The organism is Rhizobium sp. H4 (genome assembly GCF_003013335.1).
Classification (GTDB): Bacteria; Pseudomonadota; Alphaproteobacteria; order Rhizobiales; family Rhizobiaceae; genus Rhizobium; species Rhizobium sophoriradicis.
Genome location: NZ_PSOW01000009.1, coordinates 25,499 through 40,597 on the forward strand (window position 1 = coordinate 25,499; position 15,099 = coordinate 40,597).

Here is a 15,099-nt window from a genome sequence, read left to right on the forward strand (position 1 = left end):
TCAACGATTCTATATGGTTAGGTTCGCCCGCGAGAGGGTCGCATTACCATAGATGCGCGAATGAATATGGATCACCAGCAATTGACTTTTCGAAACGAACTTTTGCGGGCCATGGGGCCGCAGGAGCGTGCACTTCTCGTGCCCTATCTGGAGCCGCTCGATCTCGAGGTTCCCTTGGTCCTTGAATTGGAAGATACGCCGATCAGCAATGTCTATATTCTGGAATCTGGGCTTGCGTCGATCGTGGCGAGATTTCCGGGCGGGCGCGACCTCGAAGTGGGAATCGTCGGCCGTGAGGGCATGACCGGCGCCGCAGTCATACTCGGAGGCGAACAGTCCGCGAACCGGACATTCATGCAGATTTCCGGACACGGCTTCAAATTGCCCGCACCCGTCCTTTCTGCCGCCGTGGAAGAAAGCCGCGCCCTGCGCAGTCTTCTTCTTGCCTATGTTCAGACGCTGCTTGCCCAGACGACCTCGACGGTTCTTGCCAACGGCCATGCCAAGCTTGAGGAGCGGCTCGCGCGCTGGCTGTTGATGGTGCATGACCGAACCGATGGCACGACCATCTGGCTGACGCATGAGTTTCTGGCTGTGATGTTGGGCGTCCGTCGGGCCGGCGTCACCGTCGCGCTACACCTGCTCGAAGGCAAAGGGCTAATCCGCTCCACCCGTCGGCAGATCGTTATCCTCAACCGGCGCGGACTGATCGAAGAGGCGCACGGATCCTACGGTGCAGCCGAAGAGGAATATAGACGATTGATCGGCACTCAACTCACGCGTTGAGCCTGTACCGACGTTCGATCCGCCACGTCTGGAACGGACCTGCCTGGAATCTTGCGGCTGCGCCGATCAGTTTTTGCTTTTCCGCTCGGCTTCTGACGCGTGCCAGTCAGCATCAATCCTGCCCTCTTCCGCTTTATGGAAGAATTGCGAGCAGACGAGCCAGCCCTTGAGCGGACGCAGAAGGAGGACACAGGCAAGTGCGGTCACCGGGAGGGTGACCAGAAGATGAACCCAGATCGGCGGCTCGAACGCCAATTGGATCCATAGGGCGAAGGCGAGGGCGGGCACGGCGGCGATGCTCATTGAGAAGAAAGCGGGCCCATCTGCCGGATCCGCGAAGGAGTAGTCCAGGCCGCAGACATCACAGTGGCGTGCGAGCTTCAGATAAGTCGCAAACAGATGGCCCCGCTGACATCGCGGGCAACGGCCGAGCAATCCAGTGATCGCCGGATTGGTCGTCGGTTCAAATTTGCTGATGTCGTGGTTCGGTTCCATCTCCCCGAACTTCGGCCGCGCCATCGGGTTCCATTGATCCTTCATGCAGGCGGCCGTTGGTCAGCCCGAGCCCGGCAGAACGCTTTGCTCGCCCTTCTCAGGTAACGATCCGGCGCCGGGGGGTTTGCTTTCATCTGTAAGTCGGTCCTTGGCATGCGGACCGGCGGCCGGAAGGCGGGTTGCCTCGGATGGTTTCTTGTCGGTCCCTTCGATGTCCGCCTGCGCCTTCTTGTCCTCGTTCACGCCATTCTCCCTTTCGCTTTGCAAATGAAGTCGCCACGCTCGACCTTGCGGGCGTCTGGCGCTGTAACATCGGATCGCGTTCGGCTATGGCGCCTCCACCTGCCCGCCAGGCTTGAATGCGGTGGCTTTTGTCATACCGCGCGCATTCTGTGTCAGTGCGAGGCGGCCAACCGATAGCAGCTTGTCAGGGTCTGTCACGCCGTGGCGAAAGAGGCCGATCAGCAATGCGGCGATCGTCTGCATCGCAGGGCCGCACAACGGCTCGCCGGTCTCGCGGCAGATCGCATTCAAGATGGACCGCAAGCGGCTGATATCGGCAGAATCCAGTGCTTTGAGATGTTTGGACTGACAGTCAGGCATAGCGCCCTTCCTGATGCCGAAGCTTCCCATTGTGCCGCTTAATAATGGCGTTCGACGAAGGCCGGTACAACTCCCCTGGCAGAACTGTACGGAAGCGAACATCCTCAATGATAATAGGAGGCATCAGGTCCGAACAAAGCCGCGGCCACCGCATCGATATCGGAAGAACGACCGCTCAGCACAAAGCCGCCGGGAGGCGCTTGCGACTGCTGGTGATGGGCAAAGACGAAGGGGATTCGGCGTGTCTCGAGCCAGTCGTTCAGCCAGAGCATGGCTTGATCGGAAATCCTGATGTCGATGATTACCGCCTCGAATTGAAGACCTTCGCTTAAGCGCTCCATCGCGCTGGAGACGACGACAGGCCCGGCGATCGAAGCCTGGCGGCGGATCAATGCCCGTTTTGCCTCGTTCGACAGAAAGCCGGACTCACCGATAATGAGGATCGTCTTGCCGGCGACCGGGTTGAGCGATTTCATGGCGGGCGCCTACAATAGCCTTGGTTTGACGATGATCATGCTGCTAATGGCGACTCAAACCTCAGGCGATCCGCTTCTGCACCCTGCGTATCACATTCAAGCCTGCCGTGCGACGTTCTTCCTCGTTCCTGCCGAACCTGATCCGACCTCGTTGGTTCCACGGTCTTGTGGCTGGAAATCAACCCGGCAACCCGCATACGTACGCTTCCGTACCCGTGATTGAAATCGAAAATCCGAAGATTAGGATCACCTCACGTAATGGGGAGGAATGCGGAAATGACCCAGCATTCGGGAATTACGAAGCCGGCGCTGCAGCCCGAGGACATCGGCATGTTACACTCTGTACTGAAGGAATGGTGTCGGGAAAAGTCCTGCGAAATCGGCAGTCCGGCGGCGCAGCAGGTTGCGCGGGAACTTGTCTCCTGGTTCGAATGCGGGATCCGCAACCCGCATAGGCTCAGTGGTTTGATGCGGCACATGCATCTGGATTTCGAAAGCTTGCCAATCTCGACAGCCACATCAGGCGCGCGCTCGCCAGCCGTCAAGGCCGACCGGTTAGCGTGTCATGATGATTAGGAGGCGGCCTAACGCCCTCATCGCGGCTTGTTCCTCGTCCCTGAGCTTTCGAGAACGGCGGATTGTCCTCAGACAGATCATCGATGATCTTCAGCATCTCTGCGACGACCGTTCCGATCGACAGGCCCTCCACCGTCTCCTTCAAACGATCCGCAGGTCGATGACATCGATCGCCAGCGCCGATGAGGATTGCTGGGAAGATATCCTCAGGGAACTCCTCCAGCTTCGCGCGACGATCATGCGCCTTCAAACCGGCGCCGCCATCACCTACCATTGATCCCATGCCCCACACCGGACGACCTGAGGCTCTCAGTCCTTCGATGACATGCAGTTCGTTCGACACGCCGGAGCGCCGCACGCCGAGCACAAGCGCCAGGAATTCATGGGGTGAGCGGCAGGTCGTTGCCGGCCAGCGGCCGCTCAAGAATCTCTCGGCAATCGAATGACGAAACCCGCACCCGGCCGTCGATCTTCGATCTGGAGCTCGGCCCTCAGTTGCTGCACAAGCGCGCGCACCACCTTCATTCCCAGGCTTTTTCCGCCATTTTCGTCGGACGAAAATTCCGGGGGCAGGCCCTTGCCGCCGTCCGATATTTCGAGACGGAGCTCACCGCCGTTGTTGCGCGCGACGACGCAGACCGCGCCGCCGCCATCGCAATAGGCGTGCTTGAAGGCGTTCGTTACCAGCTCGTTGACCAGAAGGGCGATCTGGATGGCACGGTCGGCATCGACAATGCATGGATCCGCGTCGACGGAGACGGTGTGGAGGGAGGTCGACTGTTCGAGGCGCTGGCACAGACTCGACAGGAAGTCGGCGAGATCCACCGTTTCGATATGCGGCTGCCGCCACAATTGATCATGCACCTGGGCGATCGTTCCGACGCGTGCTTCCGCGTCACGCAGGGCCTGCTCGACGTCCGGGTGTTTCGTAGAGCGCGCCTGCATCGCGAGCATTCCCGCAACCAGCGCGAGGCTGTTTTTGATGCGATGGCTCATCTCCCGCATCATCACCTGCTGATGTTCGTCGGCGGAGTGCCGCTGGGTGTCGTCCCGGAGCACCTTGAGAAAGCCGGCACCATGGTGATGGGCACGCAGCGGCATCGTCAATCCGCTGCCCCAGAATGTCGAACCGTCCTTACGTAAGTGGAAGCGTTCGTTTTCCGCGCGGCCGTGCCCCAGCGCGGCCTTCATCTCGCGTTCCGGTGCGCCGTCTTCTCGGTCCTCCGGGAGAAATAGAATACGCGCGTCGCGCCCGAGAATCTCCTGTTCCTCATAGCCGAAGATCCGGCAGGCTCCCGTGTTCCAGCTGATGATCATTCCTTCCCGATCGAAGGCGAAGATTGCATAGTCGATCGCACTTTTGAGAATAAGTTGCAGGCGCTCCTCACTGGCGCGCAGCGCTTCGTCCTGCTGCAGCCTTCGTGTGCGGTCGCGGACGACCTTCATCAGGCCGTAGATCTGGCCGGTGTCGTTACGAAGCGGCATCATCAGCCCGGAGGCCCAGAACATGCTGTTGTCTTTTCGGACGTGCCATCGATCGTCGCTGGCACGTCCGGCGGTAAGAGCAAGCCTCATCTCCTTGAGCGCTGCACCGGCGAGCTGATCCTCGAAGGTAAAGATCACGGCGCTGTTCTGTCCGAGGATTTCCGGTGCTGAATAACCGAAGAGGCGTTCCGCGCCGGTGCTCCACGTCGCCACCGTGCCCTCGAGATCCATCGCAAATATGGCGTAGTCCAGCGCACTCTCGACGATGTGGCGATAGATTTCTGCGTCGTCGCCCGGAAAGGTATATTGATCCATACCAGCGCACTCCCGGAATTCCATTCCGCTACATTAGCACCTGCCACGGCAGTTTCGGTCCGACGTGCGCTTGCGTACAAAAGCCTTGGGTCTGCGCAACCTGCTCGACGATGCAGGCAGCGCCAGGCGGCTTGCAATCTCTCCTCCCGGGGTCCATAATTGCTGGCATCTTCAGCAGATTTTATGGCGCTGGCGGCTAAGAGCGATGTGCTCTTGCCAAGCAAGGGACAGGGCCATGCGATGCACCCAAAATCTCATCCTATCGCATTTGACGGATACCGAGTTTCTGGCCTTCGAGACGGTACTCGAGCCGCTCATCCTGCCGCGCGATCTGCGTCTCGTTCATACCGGCATGCCGGTCTGTCACTATTACTTTCTGGAAAACGGTATAGCCTCCGTGGTAGCGGCATCTGCCGCGGGCAGGAGCGCGGAGATCGGCCTTGTCGGCAGGGACGGCGTGTCGCCGCCGGCCCTTATCATGGAAGGGAATAGCTTCCCTTTCGAGATCACGATGCAGGTCGCCGGCCATGGACGTCGCGTCGAGACCGCTGCCCTGGCAGGATTTCTGCGTGAGAATCCCGCGGTCTTGCCGCTGCTCTCGCATTTTTTCCATAACTTCTTCGCGCAGGTCGCCCACACCGCGCTCTCCAACGCCGTACACAAGATCGACGTGCGATTGGCGAAGTGGATCCTGATGTGCAATGATCGTCTGAACGGCGAGGAGATTGCCATTACTCATGAGCATCTCGCGACGGTGCTTGGCGTCAGGCGGTCGAGCGTTACCGATGCCTTACACATCCTGGAAGGCGAGCATCTCATTTATTCCACCCGCGGCCTGGTGATCATCCGCAACCGCCGGGCCCTCGAAGCTTTCGCGGCCGATGCCTATGACCTCCCAGGCGTCTCCGGCCCCGCTTCACCCGAAATCGCCCGACCGCCCCGCGCACGAGCTGCCGCCCACTGATGGGCCTCCTGCCGTCGCAGCCGCACTTGCCATTCCTTGTAAGGCCTCAGCATCTGGCCTGGGAAACGCCTTTCGATGGCGCTTTCGGTGAGAACGATCTTGACGAAGGTTTCGTCTGTTAAAGAGGATCGGCCCGATCCTTGGCTACGCATTTCCAGTTTTGCCATCAGGCGGAAAAGCTCTTCGTCCGTCATTGATTTGAGCGCTGCGGCGAACGCACGCTCCTGAATAACCGCAAAACCCGCCATGGTGCACCTCCTGCCGATGGTGGCGAGCCCGCTCGCCGTATTGGGCGGGCGGCCCTAAAGCGGCGTCGCGATCTTTCCGATTCGCTTCTCGCGCTTTAGATCTTTGTTTTCACGCATGTCGTTGCCGCAAAACCGCTGCACGCTTTTGCGCGAACATGCTTTAGTCACCTTCCCGGCAGATCCTTTTCAGTCGTGGCGGCCGCCGGAAGCCTGTTTTGCGAGCCCTCCCTATCGGAGGCACGCAGGGGCGCCGTCGGGGCGGTGGCGACATAGACACCCACTCCCAGGGCGCCGATGGCAACCACGAAGGCGCCGGCAATGGCGGCGATCGAGCGCCGGCCATCCTGCTTGATCATTCCGAAGCAGAGAGCAACGCCCAGAAGGGCCGCTCCTCCCGCCACCGCAAAAAGCCAGAGATAATTCATCATCATGCTCCCAAATCGGCTACCAAAACACTGGATGGCCGCGAAGGTTCCCAGCACTCCGCAACCACCCGCCGACCCGGTCAGAGCGACCGGCCTCAACAGCAGCATTCGTGTTCTGCGTTTATGCGGCGTATTGACGCACAACCCGAGGAATGGTATCGATGCGTTAATTGGTCAGGCCAGTTGACCAACCGCGGCTTGAGGAGAAGCCGCCAGGGAGACCGTGATGTTTTCGCCAGTGGAATCACGCCGCCTCTATCGCCAGGTAGCGGATCAGATTCGTTTAATGATCGCGAGCGGCGAGCTTGCCGTCGGCCAGCGGCTGCCGGCCGAGCGCGATCTGGCGGAGCAATTGTCCGTATCACGCCCGACGGTGCGCGAGGCGCTGATCGTCCTGGAAGTCGAAGGCCTCATCAACATCCGCATGGGATCCGGCATATATGTGGTGCGCCAGCATAGCGCCAATGCCGCGGCAAGCGAACGCGAGCCGGTGGAGGGACCTTTCGAATTGCTGCAGGCGCGCGCCATCATCGAATGTGCCATTGCCGAAGAAGCGGCGGGCTGCGCCAAGCCGGACGGCATCGCCGTGCTGGACGAGGCGCTGATGCGCATGAGCGGCGGCGTCAATGATGCGAGCGCGGTGCTTGCCGCCGACCGTGCCTTCCACACCGGCATTGCCGCCATCGTCGGCAATGCGACGCTGATCCGGGTGACGGGCGAAATGTTCGACATGCGCATGACCCCTTATTTCGCCAGGCTCGCCAGCCATTTCGAGGGGCCGACGACATGGCGCAGCGCTCTCGACGAACATCGGGCCATTCGCGATGCGATCGCCGCCGGCGATGCAGCGGGCGCAAAGGCCGCCATGCGCACCCATCTTACCATGTCACAGAAGAGGTTTTCCGAGAGCTTCGGGGAGGAGTTTTCGGGAGAGGAGAAGCGCGGCTCCGCTCAGGGGCGCGCGAAAGGAACCGTCAAGACTTAACCGAGCTCGGAGGAGAGAGCGATGAAGAGCAGACTGGCAACGATACTTTGCACCGCAGCCGCGATCATGGCGAGCACGGCGATCGCCCACGCCCAAACAGTGCTGAAATGGGCACATGTCTATGAAACGTCCGAGCCCTTCCACACCGATTCCGTCTGGGCCGCGGAGGAGATCGCCAAGCGCACTGACGGACGCTACAAGATCGAGGTCTATCCGGCCTCGCAGCTCGGCAAGGAAGCCGACATCAACCAGGGCCTCAAGCTCGGCACCGTGGACATCATCATATCGGGGTCGAGTTTTGCGGCGCGCGACTATAAGCCGATCGGTGTCACCTACTTCCCCTATATCTTCCGCAGCCCCGATCACCTGATCGCCTATACGAAGAGCGACGTCTTCAAGCGCCTCGCCAAGGGTTATGAAGACAAGACCGGCAACCACATCGCCGCCGTCAGCTACTACGGCACGCGCCATACGACCTCGAACAAGCCGATCGCCAAATGCGCTGATATGCAGGGCCTGAAGATCCGCGTGCCCGACGTTCCGGCCTATCTCGCCATGCCGCGTGCCTGCGGCGCCAACACGACGCCAATCGCCTTTGCCGAAGTCTATCTTGCTCTGCAGAACGGCACCGTCGAGGCGCAGGAAAACCCGCTGACGACGATCGAGGCGAAGAAGTTCTTCGAAGTCCAGAAGAACATCATTCTCACCGGCCATATCGTCGACCACCTGAACACGGTTGTTTCCAAGCAGCTGTGGGCGAAGCTTTCCGACGAGGACAAGAAGATCTTCGGTGAGGTGATGCAGCAGGCGGCAGAGCGCACCACCAAGACAATCGCCGGCAAGGAGAACAGCCTCGTCGCAACCTTCAAGGAAAAGGGCCTGAATGTCGCCGAAGTCGATAAGTCCGACTTCGAGAAGACTGTGATGGAGAAGGTCAAGTTCGAGGACTTCGGCTACGAGAAGTCCGACTGGGAAGCGATCCGGGCGATTCAGTAAGCTCGTCAGCGAAGACTGCCCCTCACCCTAACCCTCTCCCCGTAAACGGGGCGAGGGGACGTGCCAGGCGAGAGGCCGGGGCGAGCCGAGAGGCTGCGGCATGTCCCTTCTCCCCGCGTGCGGGGAGAAGGTGGCGGCAGCCGGATGAGGGGCAGCGCCTGCCTCAACGAACTAAAGGTCGCGCCGCCCGCGCCGCGCCATCCTCCCCAACAGGAACAAGGCCGATCATGTCGCAAGAAATTCACACGCCAATCACGGCCGAGGAAATCGGCCACGAATTCGAAGGGCACGCGCCGACTGCAAATGTCGCGGATTATGCCATCGAGGACTGGATCACGTTGATCGTCTTCTGGCTGATGACAGCTTGCGTCTTCGTGCAGTTCTTCACGCGTTATGTGCTGAACGACAGTTACGCCTGGACCGAGGAAATCGCCATCAACTGCCTGATCGGCGTCGTCTTCCTGGGGTCCGCCATGTGCGTGCGCATGTCGCGGCACATTCAGGTGGATGTGTTCTATCACTATATGCCGGCGGGTCTGGCGCGCGTGCTCGCGACCTTCGTCGATATCGTCCGCATCGGCTTCTTCGCCTATGGCTGCTATCTGATGTGGCGTTACGTCGAGATCGTCGCCGACGAGCAGATGGTCACCATCGAGCTGCCGCGCAATATCGTCTTTTACTCCGTCCTTGTTGCCTTCGTACTGATGCTGATCCGCGCGGTCATCGTCTTCATCGCCAATATGCGCCGCGGCTACTCCGTCCTGGAGCGGCCGGAAGAATTCCAGACCGTCGAAGGGTAATCCGATGTTGCTGCTGCTTGGTTCGTTTCTGCTGCTGATGCTTGTCGGCGTGCCTGTGGCCATTTCGATGGCCGTCGCATCCGTGCTCTATATCGTACTTTACGGCATCGCCCCTGACATAATCGTCGCCCAGCGCATGATCGCCGGTGTCGAAAGCTTCCCGCTTCTGGCCGTGCCCTTCTTTATCCTCGCCGGCAATCTGATGAACTCGGCGGGCGTCACCGGCCGCATCTATTCCTTCGCCGTCGCGCTCGTCGGCTGGATGAAGGGCGGGCTGGCGCAGGTCAACATCATCGGCTCGGTCATTTTCTCCGGCATGTCGGGCACCGCACTTGCCGATGCGGCCGGGATCGGCACTATCGAGATCAAGGCGATGAAGGATCACGGCTATCCCGTCGAAGCGGCGGTCGGCGTGACGGCGGCGTCGGCCACGCTCGGGCCGATCTTCCCGCCGTCGCTGCCTTTCGTGATCTACGGCATGATGGCCAATGTCTCGATCGGCGCTCTGTTCATGGCCGGCGTTCTGCCCGGCGTCGTCATGACGCTGCTGATGATGGTCACCGTCGCCGCCTTTGCCTATTACAAGCGCTGGGGCTCGGACGCACCCTTCGACGTCAGGCAGTTGCTGTCGGCCGGATTGGAGATCCTCGTCGTGCTGATGGTGCCCGTGGCGATCTATCTGATGATGCGGGCTGGGCTGTCGATGAATGCGGCCACGGGCATCGCCCTTCTCGTGCTTCTGGCGCTCGACTGGTATTTCGCCTTTTCCGCCGTCATGGCGCTGATGACCCCGGTGATCCTGATCGGCGGGATGACGATGGGCTGGTTCACGCCGACCGAAGCCGCGGTCGCCGCCGTGCTCTGGTCGCTGTTCCTCGGCCTGGTGCGCTACCGCACTATGACGTTCTCGACGCTCGCCAAGGCCAGCTTCGATACGATCGAGACGACGGCATCCGTTCTCTTCATCGTCACCGCGGCTTCCGTCTTCGCATGGCTGCTGACGGTCAGCCAGGCCGCACAGCTGCTTTCCGATGCAATCCTGTCGATCACCGACAATAAATGGGTGTTCCTCATCCTCGTGAACCTGCTGATGCTTTTCGTCGGCTGCTTCCTGGATACGATCGCCGCAATCACGATCCTCGTGCCGATCCTGCTGCCGATTGTCGCCAGGTTCGGTATCGATCCGGTTCAGTTCGGCCTGATCATGACGCTGAACCTGATGATCGGCCTGTTGCATCCGCCGCTCGGCATGGTGCTGTTCGTGCTGTCCAGAGTCGCGAAACTCTCGGTCGAACGCACCACCATGGCGATCCTGCCCTGGCTGGTGCCGCTCTTCCTCGCATTGATCCTGATCACCTTCATCCCAGCCGTATCGCTCTGGCTGCCGCAGCAACTCGGACTGTTGAGATAGGAGGGCGATGATGCGGACACGTCTGGCACGGCTTTACCAAAAGGGCGATCTCAGGGTGGAGACCGACACCGTTCCGGCTCCCGGCCCAGGCGAGGTGCTGCTGAAAATGGCAGCCGCAGGCATCTGCGGCTCCGACCTGCATTATTATCAGGATGGCGGCTTCGGACCGATCCGGGTGCGCGAGCCGATCATTCCGGGTCACGAGGCATCGGGAATCGTCGAGAGGGCAGGGGAGGGGGCAGACCTGAAACCCGGAACGCTGGTGGCGGTCAACCCCAGCCAGCCCTGCGGCGAATGCGAATATTGCGGGAAGGGACTGCCGATCCACTGCCTCGACATGCGTTTCATGGGCAGCGCGATGCGCCTGCCTCATGAGCAGGGCATGTTCCGGGAATGGCTGGTGGTGCCGGCCAGGCAGTGCTTCGAAGTCGGAGCGGCGACGACCGCCGCGGAAGCCGCCTGCAGCGAGCCTTTGGCCGTTTGCCTGCACGCGGCATCGCGTGCGGGAGAGATCTCGGGCAAGCGCGTCCTCGTCACAGGCGCCGGCCCGATCGGCTGCCTGATGGTTGCCGCCGCCCGCTATCACAGCGCGGCCGAAATCGTCGTGACCGATCTGGCCAATGCGGCACTGGAGAGGGCAGAGGCGATGGGGGCGAGCCGGACGATCAATGTGTCTCGAGAGGGTGCGGCGCTTGCCGAATTCGAGACGGGGAAGGGCTATTTCGATCTCGTCTTCGAATGCTCGGCCGCCGCGCCCGCCATCCGCAGCGCCATTGCCGCCATCAGGCCGCGCGGCACGATCGTGCAGGTCGGTGTCACGGGAGAGATTCCGGTCCCGCTCAACGCCATCGTCGGCAAGGAACTCCATATCCATGGCACGCAGCGGTTCCACGAGGAATTCGCCGCCGCCGTCGCGCTGATCTCAAGTCGCGAGATCGACGTGCGGCCAATCATCAGTCACAGCCTGCCCCTCGAAGAGGCCGACGCCGCTTTCATCCTTGCCGGTGACCGTACGGCTGCTTGCAAGGTGCAGCTGACCTTATAGAGCACGGAAGTTTTCGCGGGCGACGACATGGCGCAAAAGCGCGGCGCGCTCGGGGAGCCTCAGCTTATTGAGGCTATCGGCGAACCTACGGTCGATGGTCGGTCGTGCCGCTTCGGAACAGGTGCGCAACGCGAACGTTTCCAGTATAAATCGACATGGCGCTGGGAGACAGATCCGCATGAATACGGCTTTTGACAAACCTCGGGGAAGGGTTGTCCTGGTCGTCGAGGATGACTATGTGCTGGCGAGTGATCTCGCTTCCAACCTGAGCGAAATCGGCGTCAAGATTGTCGGCCCTGCCCCCAACGTCGAGCAGGCACTGAAATATATTGATGATTCCTCCCAAATCGACGTTGCCATTTTGGACATCAATCTGGCCGGAACCATGGTATTTCCGGTTGCCGACGAGCTATCAAGGCGCAATATCCCCTTCTTCTTTGCAACCGGCTACAGCCGAGACGTTGTTCCTCCGCGTTTTGCCGATCGCATTTTCGTGGAAAAGCCGTTGGACAAGAGCGCGGTTTACGATGCGCTTTCCGACTGCCGGCGCTCAATTGAAAAGGCGGCGGGTGGCCAAAAGAACTTGATCCTTTCGATGCTTTCTCGACGCGAAAGCGAGATCATCCGGCCACATCTGAAGCCGGTGCAGCTGATCCAAGGTGAGGTCCTCGAGCAGCAGTTTGTAGAAATAACAACGGTGTCCTTCATCGAAACCGGTGTCGTTTCCCTTGTCGCCGCGTCTCTCGATGGCAGGCAGGTCGAAGCCGGCCTGATCGGACGTGAAGGCGTGACCGGTGCCGGGTTGTTGGAGGGCGATTGGCGAACGCCTTACAACCTTATGGTGCAGATCGAAGGAACCGCGCAGCGCATCGATGTCGATAGTTTCCTTCGTCTTACGCACCGAGCCCCGCAGTTGCGCTCTCTTTCACATTCCTTTTCGCGAGCGCTCGGAATTCAAATCAGCTACACCGCCTTGGCCAACGGACGATACTCCATAGAACAGAGACTGGCGCGTTGGTTGCTGATGCTCCTCGACCGAACAGACAACCCGGTGCTGCATCTGACTCACGAATACATGTCCTTCATGCTCGGCGTCAGGCGTTCCGGCGTGACGGGCGCGCTCCACGTCCTGGAGGGCGAGAAGCTCATCAGGTCCTTACGAGGGAAGGTCATCATTGTGGACCGGGCCGGACTCATTCTCAAAGCTCACGGCTCCTACGGCATTCCGGAAGCTGAGTACGAGCGCCTGATGGGATTCCCGTTAAACGGTGCAAGGAGCGCTGGGAAAAACACCGTCAATCACGCGCCCATTTTAGCACCCCCCATACGCGGGCAAAAAGGACGCGAATAGATTCTGTCACGGCCGGAACATCGTGAAGCTATTATCCGTTCGACGGCGCAACTTTCGCCCGCAGCGGGAGTTCGGCATGCGAAGGAGCTGGATCATGCAAAGACCATTTTCGTTCGCGGGGCGATTCTACCTGGTCGTCGAAGACGAGTACCTCGCCGCTTCCAGCATGGTCATGGCGCTGGAGGACGCAGGAGCCGAAGTCGCCGGGCCTGTATCTAATGTCGCCGGCGCTTTGAAGCTCGTCTCTGAGCGCGCGTCCGAACTTGATGCCGCAATTCTCGACATCAACTTGCGTGGGATAATGGCCCACCCGGTGGCCGAGAGGCTTGCCGAGCAAGGAATCCCCTTCGTTGTCGTCACGGGTTACGACTGCGATTCCGTTCCCGAGCCATTCAGCATGATGCCCTGTCTCAACAAACCCTGCGATGAACGAGAGCTGCTGACGGTCCTGGCTGGTCTGCCGGTACGGCAGCCGCCCGGAGTCCGCCGCTCTCTTTGACCTCCGGCCCGATTGGAAAGAACCCAGTGGAAAAAGGCAATTACACGAAACTCTTCTCGGGGAAGCGTATCCTGATCGTTGAGGACGAGTATTTTCTTGCCGACGAGACCCGCCGGCAATTGGAGGATTTCGGCGCGACCGTCATTGGCCCTGCGGCGAATGTTGGCCGCGCGCTTGACCTCATCAATCGCGAACGCGTCGATGCGGCGATCCTGGACGTCTTTCTTGGCGACGAGCTGGTATTTGCTGTCTCCGATGAACTGGAGGAACGAGAGATCAATTTTGTCTTTGCGACCGGCTACGACCCGTCACACATCCCCGCAAAGTATCGAGGGTTTGCTCTCTGCGAGAAACCGACCGAGCTCGAAAAGATCGCCGTCGCGCTCTTTGGCCGGGCAGGGTCCCAGCCTCTGAATTGATCACCCCAGTCGGGCTCCGGGAATCTGCAGCTTTCGGCGGTGCATGCAGCAACGAGCGGAGCGATTCCGGGTGCCCGGCGGAACCAAGAGGGCTCGTCGGTTGTTGAACCTGATCAGGAAAGGTCAAAATCTATGTCTTCCAGCGCGACCAAGGATATCATTGCGATTGGCGGGTCGGCAGGGAGCAGTGCTGTCTTGAAAACCCTGGTCGCTGATTTGCCCGCCGACCTTCCTGCAAGCGTCTTCGTCAGTACCCATATTCCCGCGAATTCTCCGGGCTTTCTGCCGGAGATCCTATCGGCACGGTCCAAGCTTCCGGTCACGCAGGCGATCGACGGGCAGCCGATCGAGCGGGGGCCACATCTATCTCGCTGCACCCGATCGCCACTTGTTGCTCATGGGCGAGACGATCAAGTTCGGTGCCGGCCCCCGGGAAAACATGGTCCGGCCGTCGATCGATCCCATGTTTCGCTCTGCTGCCCTGTCTTTCGGCCCGCGGGTGGTCGGGCTCGTGCTGACCGGGATGCTGAACGACGGAGCGGCAGGATTGCACGCGATCAAAACCAATGGGGGGACGACCGTAGTGCAGCACCCGCTCGACGCGGAGGCAGACCAGATGCCCTTGGCGGCGCTTGAGGCAGTGGAGGTCGATCATGTGGCCCCTGCGGCTGACCTTGGCAAGCTCCTCGCAGGCATCGCGGGAAGCGATGCCGGGCCGGCTTGCGGTTCGCCATCGGACGGTCTGCGGCTGGAAGTCGATATTGCGGCTGGCGCACGACTTGGCAGTGCCGAACTTCGCAAGATCGCCTCTCCGACTGCCCTAACCTGTCCCGACTGTCACGGCGTGCTTTCCGAGGTTCGCGGCTCACAGCCGCTGCGGTTTCGCTGTCAGATCGGCCACGCCTATACCGCCGACGCGCTGGTCGCGCATATCGATGAGCTCGACGCGGCGATCAGGATTGCCATGCGGGTGATGGAGGAGCGGCTGACGCTGGTGGAGCGGATGGCACGGGACGCGCGCGACACCGGCCGCCCCGCCGTCGCCGAGCTCTACGAGGCAAGGGCTGTCGAGTACAAGCAGTATTCGGAGACTTTGCGGCAAGCTGCCCTGACGTCTCTGCGCCTCGGTCGCGCATCGCGTTTCCAAGATAGCTGATAAAGTTGTATCTTTCTGCTGTGCCGAACGTCTAGAGTCGGCGCAGCAGAGGCATGGATCGATG

General features: G+C 60.6%; 18 protein-coding genes and 2 pseudogenes. 12 read left to right on the forward strand and 8 right to left on the reverse strand.

Features of this window, described 5'->3' with window-relative positions; genetic code table 11:
- Nucleotides 1-66: 66 nt before the first annotated feature.
- The gene (locus tag C4N04_RS15200; protein WP_040142355.1) at nucleotides 67-786 is read left to right on the forward strand and encodes a Crp/Fnr family transcriptional regulator; all 720 of its coding nucleotides are present in this window, start codon (nucleotides 67-69) and stop codon (nucleotides 784-786) included.
- A 66-nt stretch (nucleotides 787-852) separates the two neighbouring features.
- On the opposite strand, the gene C4N04_RS15205 is transcribed toward C4N04_RS15200, so the two are convergent.
- The 4 genes from C4N04_RS15205 to C4N04_RS15220 all read right to left on the reverse strand — a co-directional run bounded on the left by C4N04_RS15205 (nucleotide 853) and on the right by C4N04_RS15220 (nucleotide 2,360).
- Nucleotides 853-1,281 (reverse strand): DUF983 domain-containing protein, encoded by a 429-nt coding sequence (locus tag C4N04_RS15205; protein WP_106796537.1) that lies wholly within the window; start codon nucleotides 1,279-1,281, stop codon nucleotides 853-855.
- 60 nt (nucleotides 1,282-1,341) lie between these two features.
- Entirely contained in the window at nucleotides 1,342-1,524 is a 183-nt protein-coding gene (locus tag C4N04_RS15210; protein ID WP_106796428.1) for a hypothetical protein, read from the reverse strand.
- Nucleotides 1,525-1,608: 84 nt separating this feature from the next.
- Complete coding sequence (locus tag C4N04_RS15215) at nucleotides 1,609-1,914, reverse strand: hypothetical protein (protein ID WP_245425578.1); 306 nt, start codon at nucleotides 1,912-1,914, stop codon at nucleotides 1,609-1,611.
- A 74-nt stretch (nucleotides 1,915-1,988) separates the two neighbouring features.
- Entirely contained in the window at nucleotides 1,989-2,360 is a 372-nt protein-coding gene (locus C4N04_RS15220) for a hypothetical protein (RefSeq protein ID WP_040112015.1), read from the reverse strand.
- A 276-nt stretch (nucleotides 2,361-2,636) separates the two neighbouring features.
- Here C4N04_RS15220 and C4N04_RS15225 point away from each other — a divergent pair, with 276 nt between their 5' ends.
- Nucleotides 2,637-2,936: a hypothetical protein gene (locus tag C4N04_RS15225; RefSeq protein WP_106796430.1), complete on the forward strand. Its 300-nt coding sequence runs from the start codon at nucleotides 2,637-2,639 to the stop codon at nucleotides 2,934-2,936.
- Here C4N04_RS15225 and C4N04_RS15230 read toward each other — a convergent pair.
- The 3 genes and pseudogenes from C4N04_RS15230 to C4N04_RS15240 all read right to left on the reverse strand — a co-directional run bounded on the left by C4N04_RS15230 (nucleotide 2,902) and on the right by C4N04_RS15240 (nucleotide 4,736).
- Nucleotides 2,902-3,219 (reverse strand): hypothetical protein, encoded by a 318-nt coding sequence (locus C4N04_RS15230; RefSeq protein ID WP_245425592.1) that lies wholly within the window; start codon nucleotides 3,217-3,219, stop codon nucleotides 2,902-2,904. The two genes, C4N04_RS15225 and C4N04_RS15230, sit on opposite strands and share 35 nt — an antisense overlap.
- Before the next feature lie 21 nt (nucleotides 3,220-3,240).
- Nucleotides 3,241-3,343, reverse strand: a pseudogene (locus C4N04_RS15235) (Crp/Fnr family transcriptional regulator); the annotation flags it as partial.
- A gap of 13 nt (nucleotides 3,344-3,356) precedes the next feature.
- A complete protein-coding gene (locus C4N04_RS15240) occupies nucleotides 3,357-4,736 on the reverse strand; it encodes a PAS domain S-box protein (RefSeq protein ID WP_106796431.1) in 1,380 nt (459 codons plus the stop codon).
- A 235-nt stretch (nucleotides 4,737-4,971) separates the two neighbouring features.
- On the opposite strand from C4N04_RS15240, the gene C4N04_RS15245 reads away from it, so the two are divergent.
- Nucleotides 4,972-5,700 (forward strand): Crp/Fnr family transcriptional regulator, encoded by a 729-nt coding sequence (locus C4N04_RS15245; protein ID WP_106796432.1) that lies wholly within the window; start codon nucleotides 4,972-4,974, stop codon nucleotides 5,698-5,700.
- A gap of 412 nt (nucleotides 5,701-6,112) precedes the next feature.
- Here C4N04_RS15245 and C4N04_RS15255 read toward each other — a convergent pair whose 3' ends face one another.
- Nucleotides 6,113-6,373: a hypothetical protein gene (locus C4N04_RS15255; RefSeq protein WP_009996590.1), complete on the reverse strand. Its 261-nt coding sequence runs from the start codon at nucleotides 6,371-6,373 to the stop codon at nucleotides 6,113-6,115.
- 226 nt (nucleotides 6,374-6,599) lie between these two features.
- Between C4N04_RS15255 and C4N04_RS15260 the strand changes: the two genes are divergently transcribed.
- From C4N04_RS15260 to C4N04_RS15305, 9 genes and pseudogenes are all read left to right on the forward strand, one after another.
- Nucleotides 6,600-7,358 carry a FadR/GntR family transcriptional regulator gene (locus C4N04_RS15260; protein WP_106796433.1) on the forward strand — a complete coding sequence of 253 codons (759 nt, stop codon included), beginning with the start codon at nucleotides 6,600-6,602 and terminating at the stop codon, nucleotides 7,356-7,358.
- 21 nt (nucleotides 7,359-7,379) lie between these two features.
- Nucleotides 7,380-8,354: a sialic acid TRAP transporter substrate-binding protein SiaP gene (locus C4N04_RS15265; protein WP_040112019.1), complete on the forward strand. Its 975-nt coding sequence runs from the start codon at nucleotides 7,380-7,382 to the stop codon at nucleotides 8,352-8,354.
- Between the two features lie 227 nt (nucleotides 8,355-8,581).
- The gene (locus tag C4N04_RS15275; RefSeq protein WP_106796434.1) at nucleotides 8,582-9,154 is read left to right on the forward strand and encodes a TRAP transporter small permease; all 573 of its coding nucleotides are present in this window, start codon (nucleotides 8,582-8,584) and stop codon (nucleotides 9,152-9,154) included.
- A 4-nt stretch (nucleotides 9,155-9,158) separates the two neighbouring features.
- Nucleotides 9,159-10,565: a TRAP transporter large permease gene (locus C4N04_RS15280; RefSeq protein ID WP_106796435.1), complete on the forward strand. Its 1,407-nt coding sequence runs from the start codon at nucleotides 9,159-9,161 to the stop codon at nucleotides 10,563-10,565.
- Nucleotides 10,566-10,575: 10 nt separating this feature from the next.
- Entirely contained in the window at nucleotides 10,576-11,610 is a 1,035-nt protein-coding gene (locus C4N04_RS15285; protein WP_106796539.1) for an L-idonate 5-dehydrogenase, read from the forward strand.
- Nucleotides 11,611-11,788: 178 nt separating this feature from the next.
- Nucleotides 11,789-12,961, forward strand: a complete 1,173-nt coding sequence (locus C4N04_RS15290; RefSeq protein WP_106796436.1) for a helix-turn-helix domain-containing protein — start codon at nucleotides 11,789-11,791, stop codon at nucleotides 12,959-12,961.
- Between the two features lie 94 nt (nucleotides 12,962-13,055).
- Nucleotides 13,056-13,460: a response regulator gene (locus tag C4N04_RS15295; RefSeq protein WP_106796540.1), complete on the forward strand. Its 405-nt coding sequence runs from the start codon at nucleotides 13,056-13,058 to the stop codon at nucleotides 13,458-13,460.
- 26 nt (nucleotides 13,461-13,486) lie between these two features.
- A complete protein-coding gene (locus tag C4N04_RS15300; protein WP_010057933.1) occupies nucleotides 13,487-13,879 on the forward strand; it encodes a response regulator in 393 nt (130 codons plus the stop codon).
- 132 nt (nucleotides 13,880-14,011) lie between these two features.
- Nucleotides 14,012-15,035, forward strand: a pseudogene (locus tag C4N04_RS15305) (chemotaxis protein CheB).
- Nucleotides 15,036-15,099 lie beyond the last annotated feature (64 nt).

Coding starts and splice junctions, on each gene's coding strand:
- C4N04_RS15220 (WP_040112015.1), bottom strand. CDS start 2,360: ATGAAATCGCTCAACCCGGTCGCCGGCAAGACGATCCTCATTATCGGT.
- C4N04_RS15285 (WP_106796539.1), top strand. CDS start 10,576: ATGCGGACACGTCTGGCACGGCTTTACCAAAAGGGCGATCTCAGGGTG.
- C4N04_RS15290 (WP_106796436.1), top strand. CDS start 11,789: ATGAATACGGCTTTTGACAAACCTCGGGGAAGGGTTGTCCTGGTCGTC.
- C4N04_RS15245 (WP_106796432.1), top strand. CDS start 4,972: ATGCGATGCACCCAAAATCTCATCCTATCGCATTTGACGGATACCGAG.
- C4N04_RS15265 (WP_040112019.1), top strand. CDS start 7,380: ATGAAGAGCAGACTGGCAACGATACTTTGCACCGCAGCCGCGATCATG.
- C4N04_RS15205 (WP_106796537.1), bottom strand. CDS start 1,281: ATGGAACCGAACCACGACATCAGCAAATTTGAACCGACGACCAATCCG.
- C4N04_RS15255 (WP_009996590.1), bottom strand. CDS start 6,373: ATGAATTATCTCTGGCTTTTTGCGGTGGCGGGAGGAGCGGCCCTTCTG.
- C4N04_RS15280 (WP_106796435.1), top strand. CDS start 9,159: ATGTTGCTGCTGCTTGGTTCGTTTCTGCTGCTGATGCTTGTCGGCGTG.
- C4N04_RS15240 (WP_106796431.1), bottom strand. CDS start 4,736: ATGGATCAATATACCTTTCCGGGCGACGACGCAGAAATCTATCGCCAC.
- C4N04_RS15275 (WP_106796434.1), top strand. CDS start 8,582: ATGTCGCAAGAAATTCACACGCCAATCACGGCCGAGGAAATCGGCCAC.
- C4N04_RS15225 (WP_106796430.1), top strand. CDS start 2,637: ATGACCCAGCATTCGGGAATTACGAAGCCGGCGCTGCAGCCCGAGGAC.
- C4N04_RS15260 (WP_106796433.1), top strand. CDS start 6,600: ATGTTTTCGCCAGTGGAATCACGCCGCCTCTATCGCCAGGTAGCGGAT.
- C4N04_RS15295 (WP_106796540.1), top strand. CDS start 13,056: ATGCAAAGACCATTTTCGTTCGCGGGGCGATTCTACCTGGTCGTCGAA.
- C4N04_RS15200 (WP_040142355.1), top strand. CDS start 67: ATGGATCACCAGCAATTGACTTTTCGAAACGAACTTTTGCGGGCCATG.
- C4N04_RS15215 (WP_245425578.1), bottom strand. CDS start 1,914: ATGGGAAGCTTCGGCATCAGGAAGGGCGCTATGCCTGACTGTCAGTCC.
- C4N04_RS15230 (WP_245425592.1), bottom strand. CDS start 3,219: ATGGGATCAATGGTAGGTGATGGCGGCGCCGGTTTGAAGGCGCATGAT.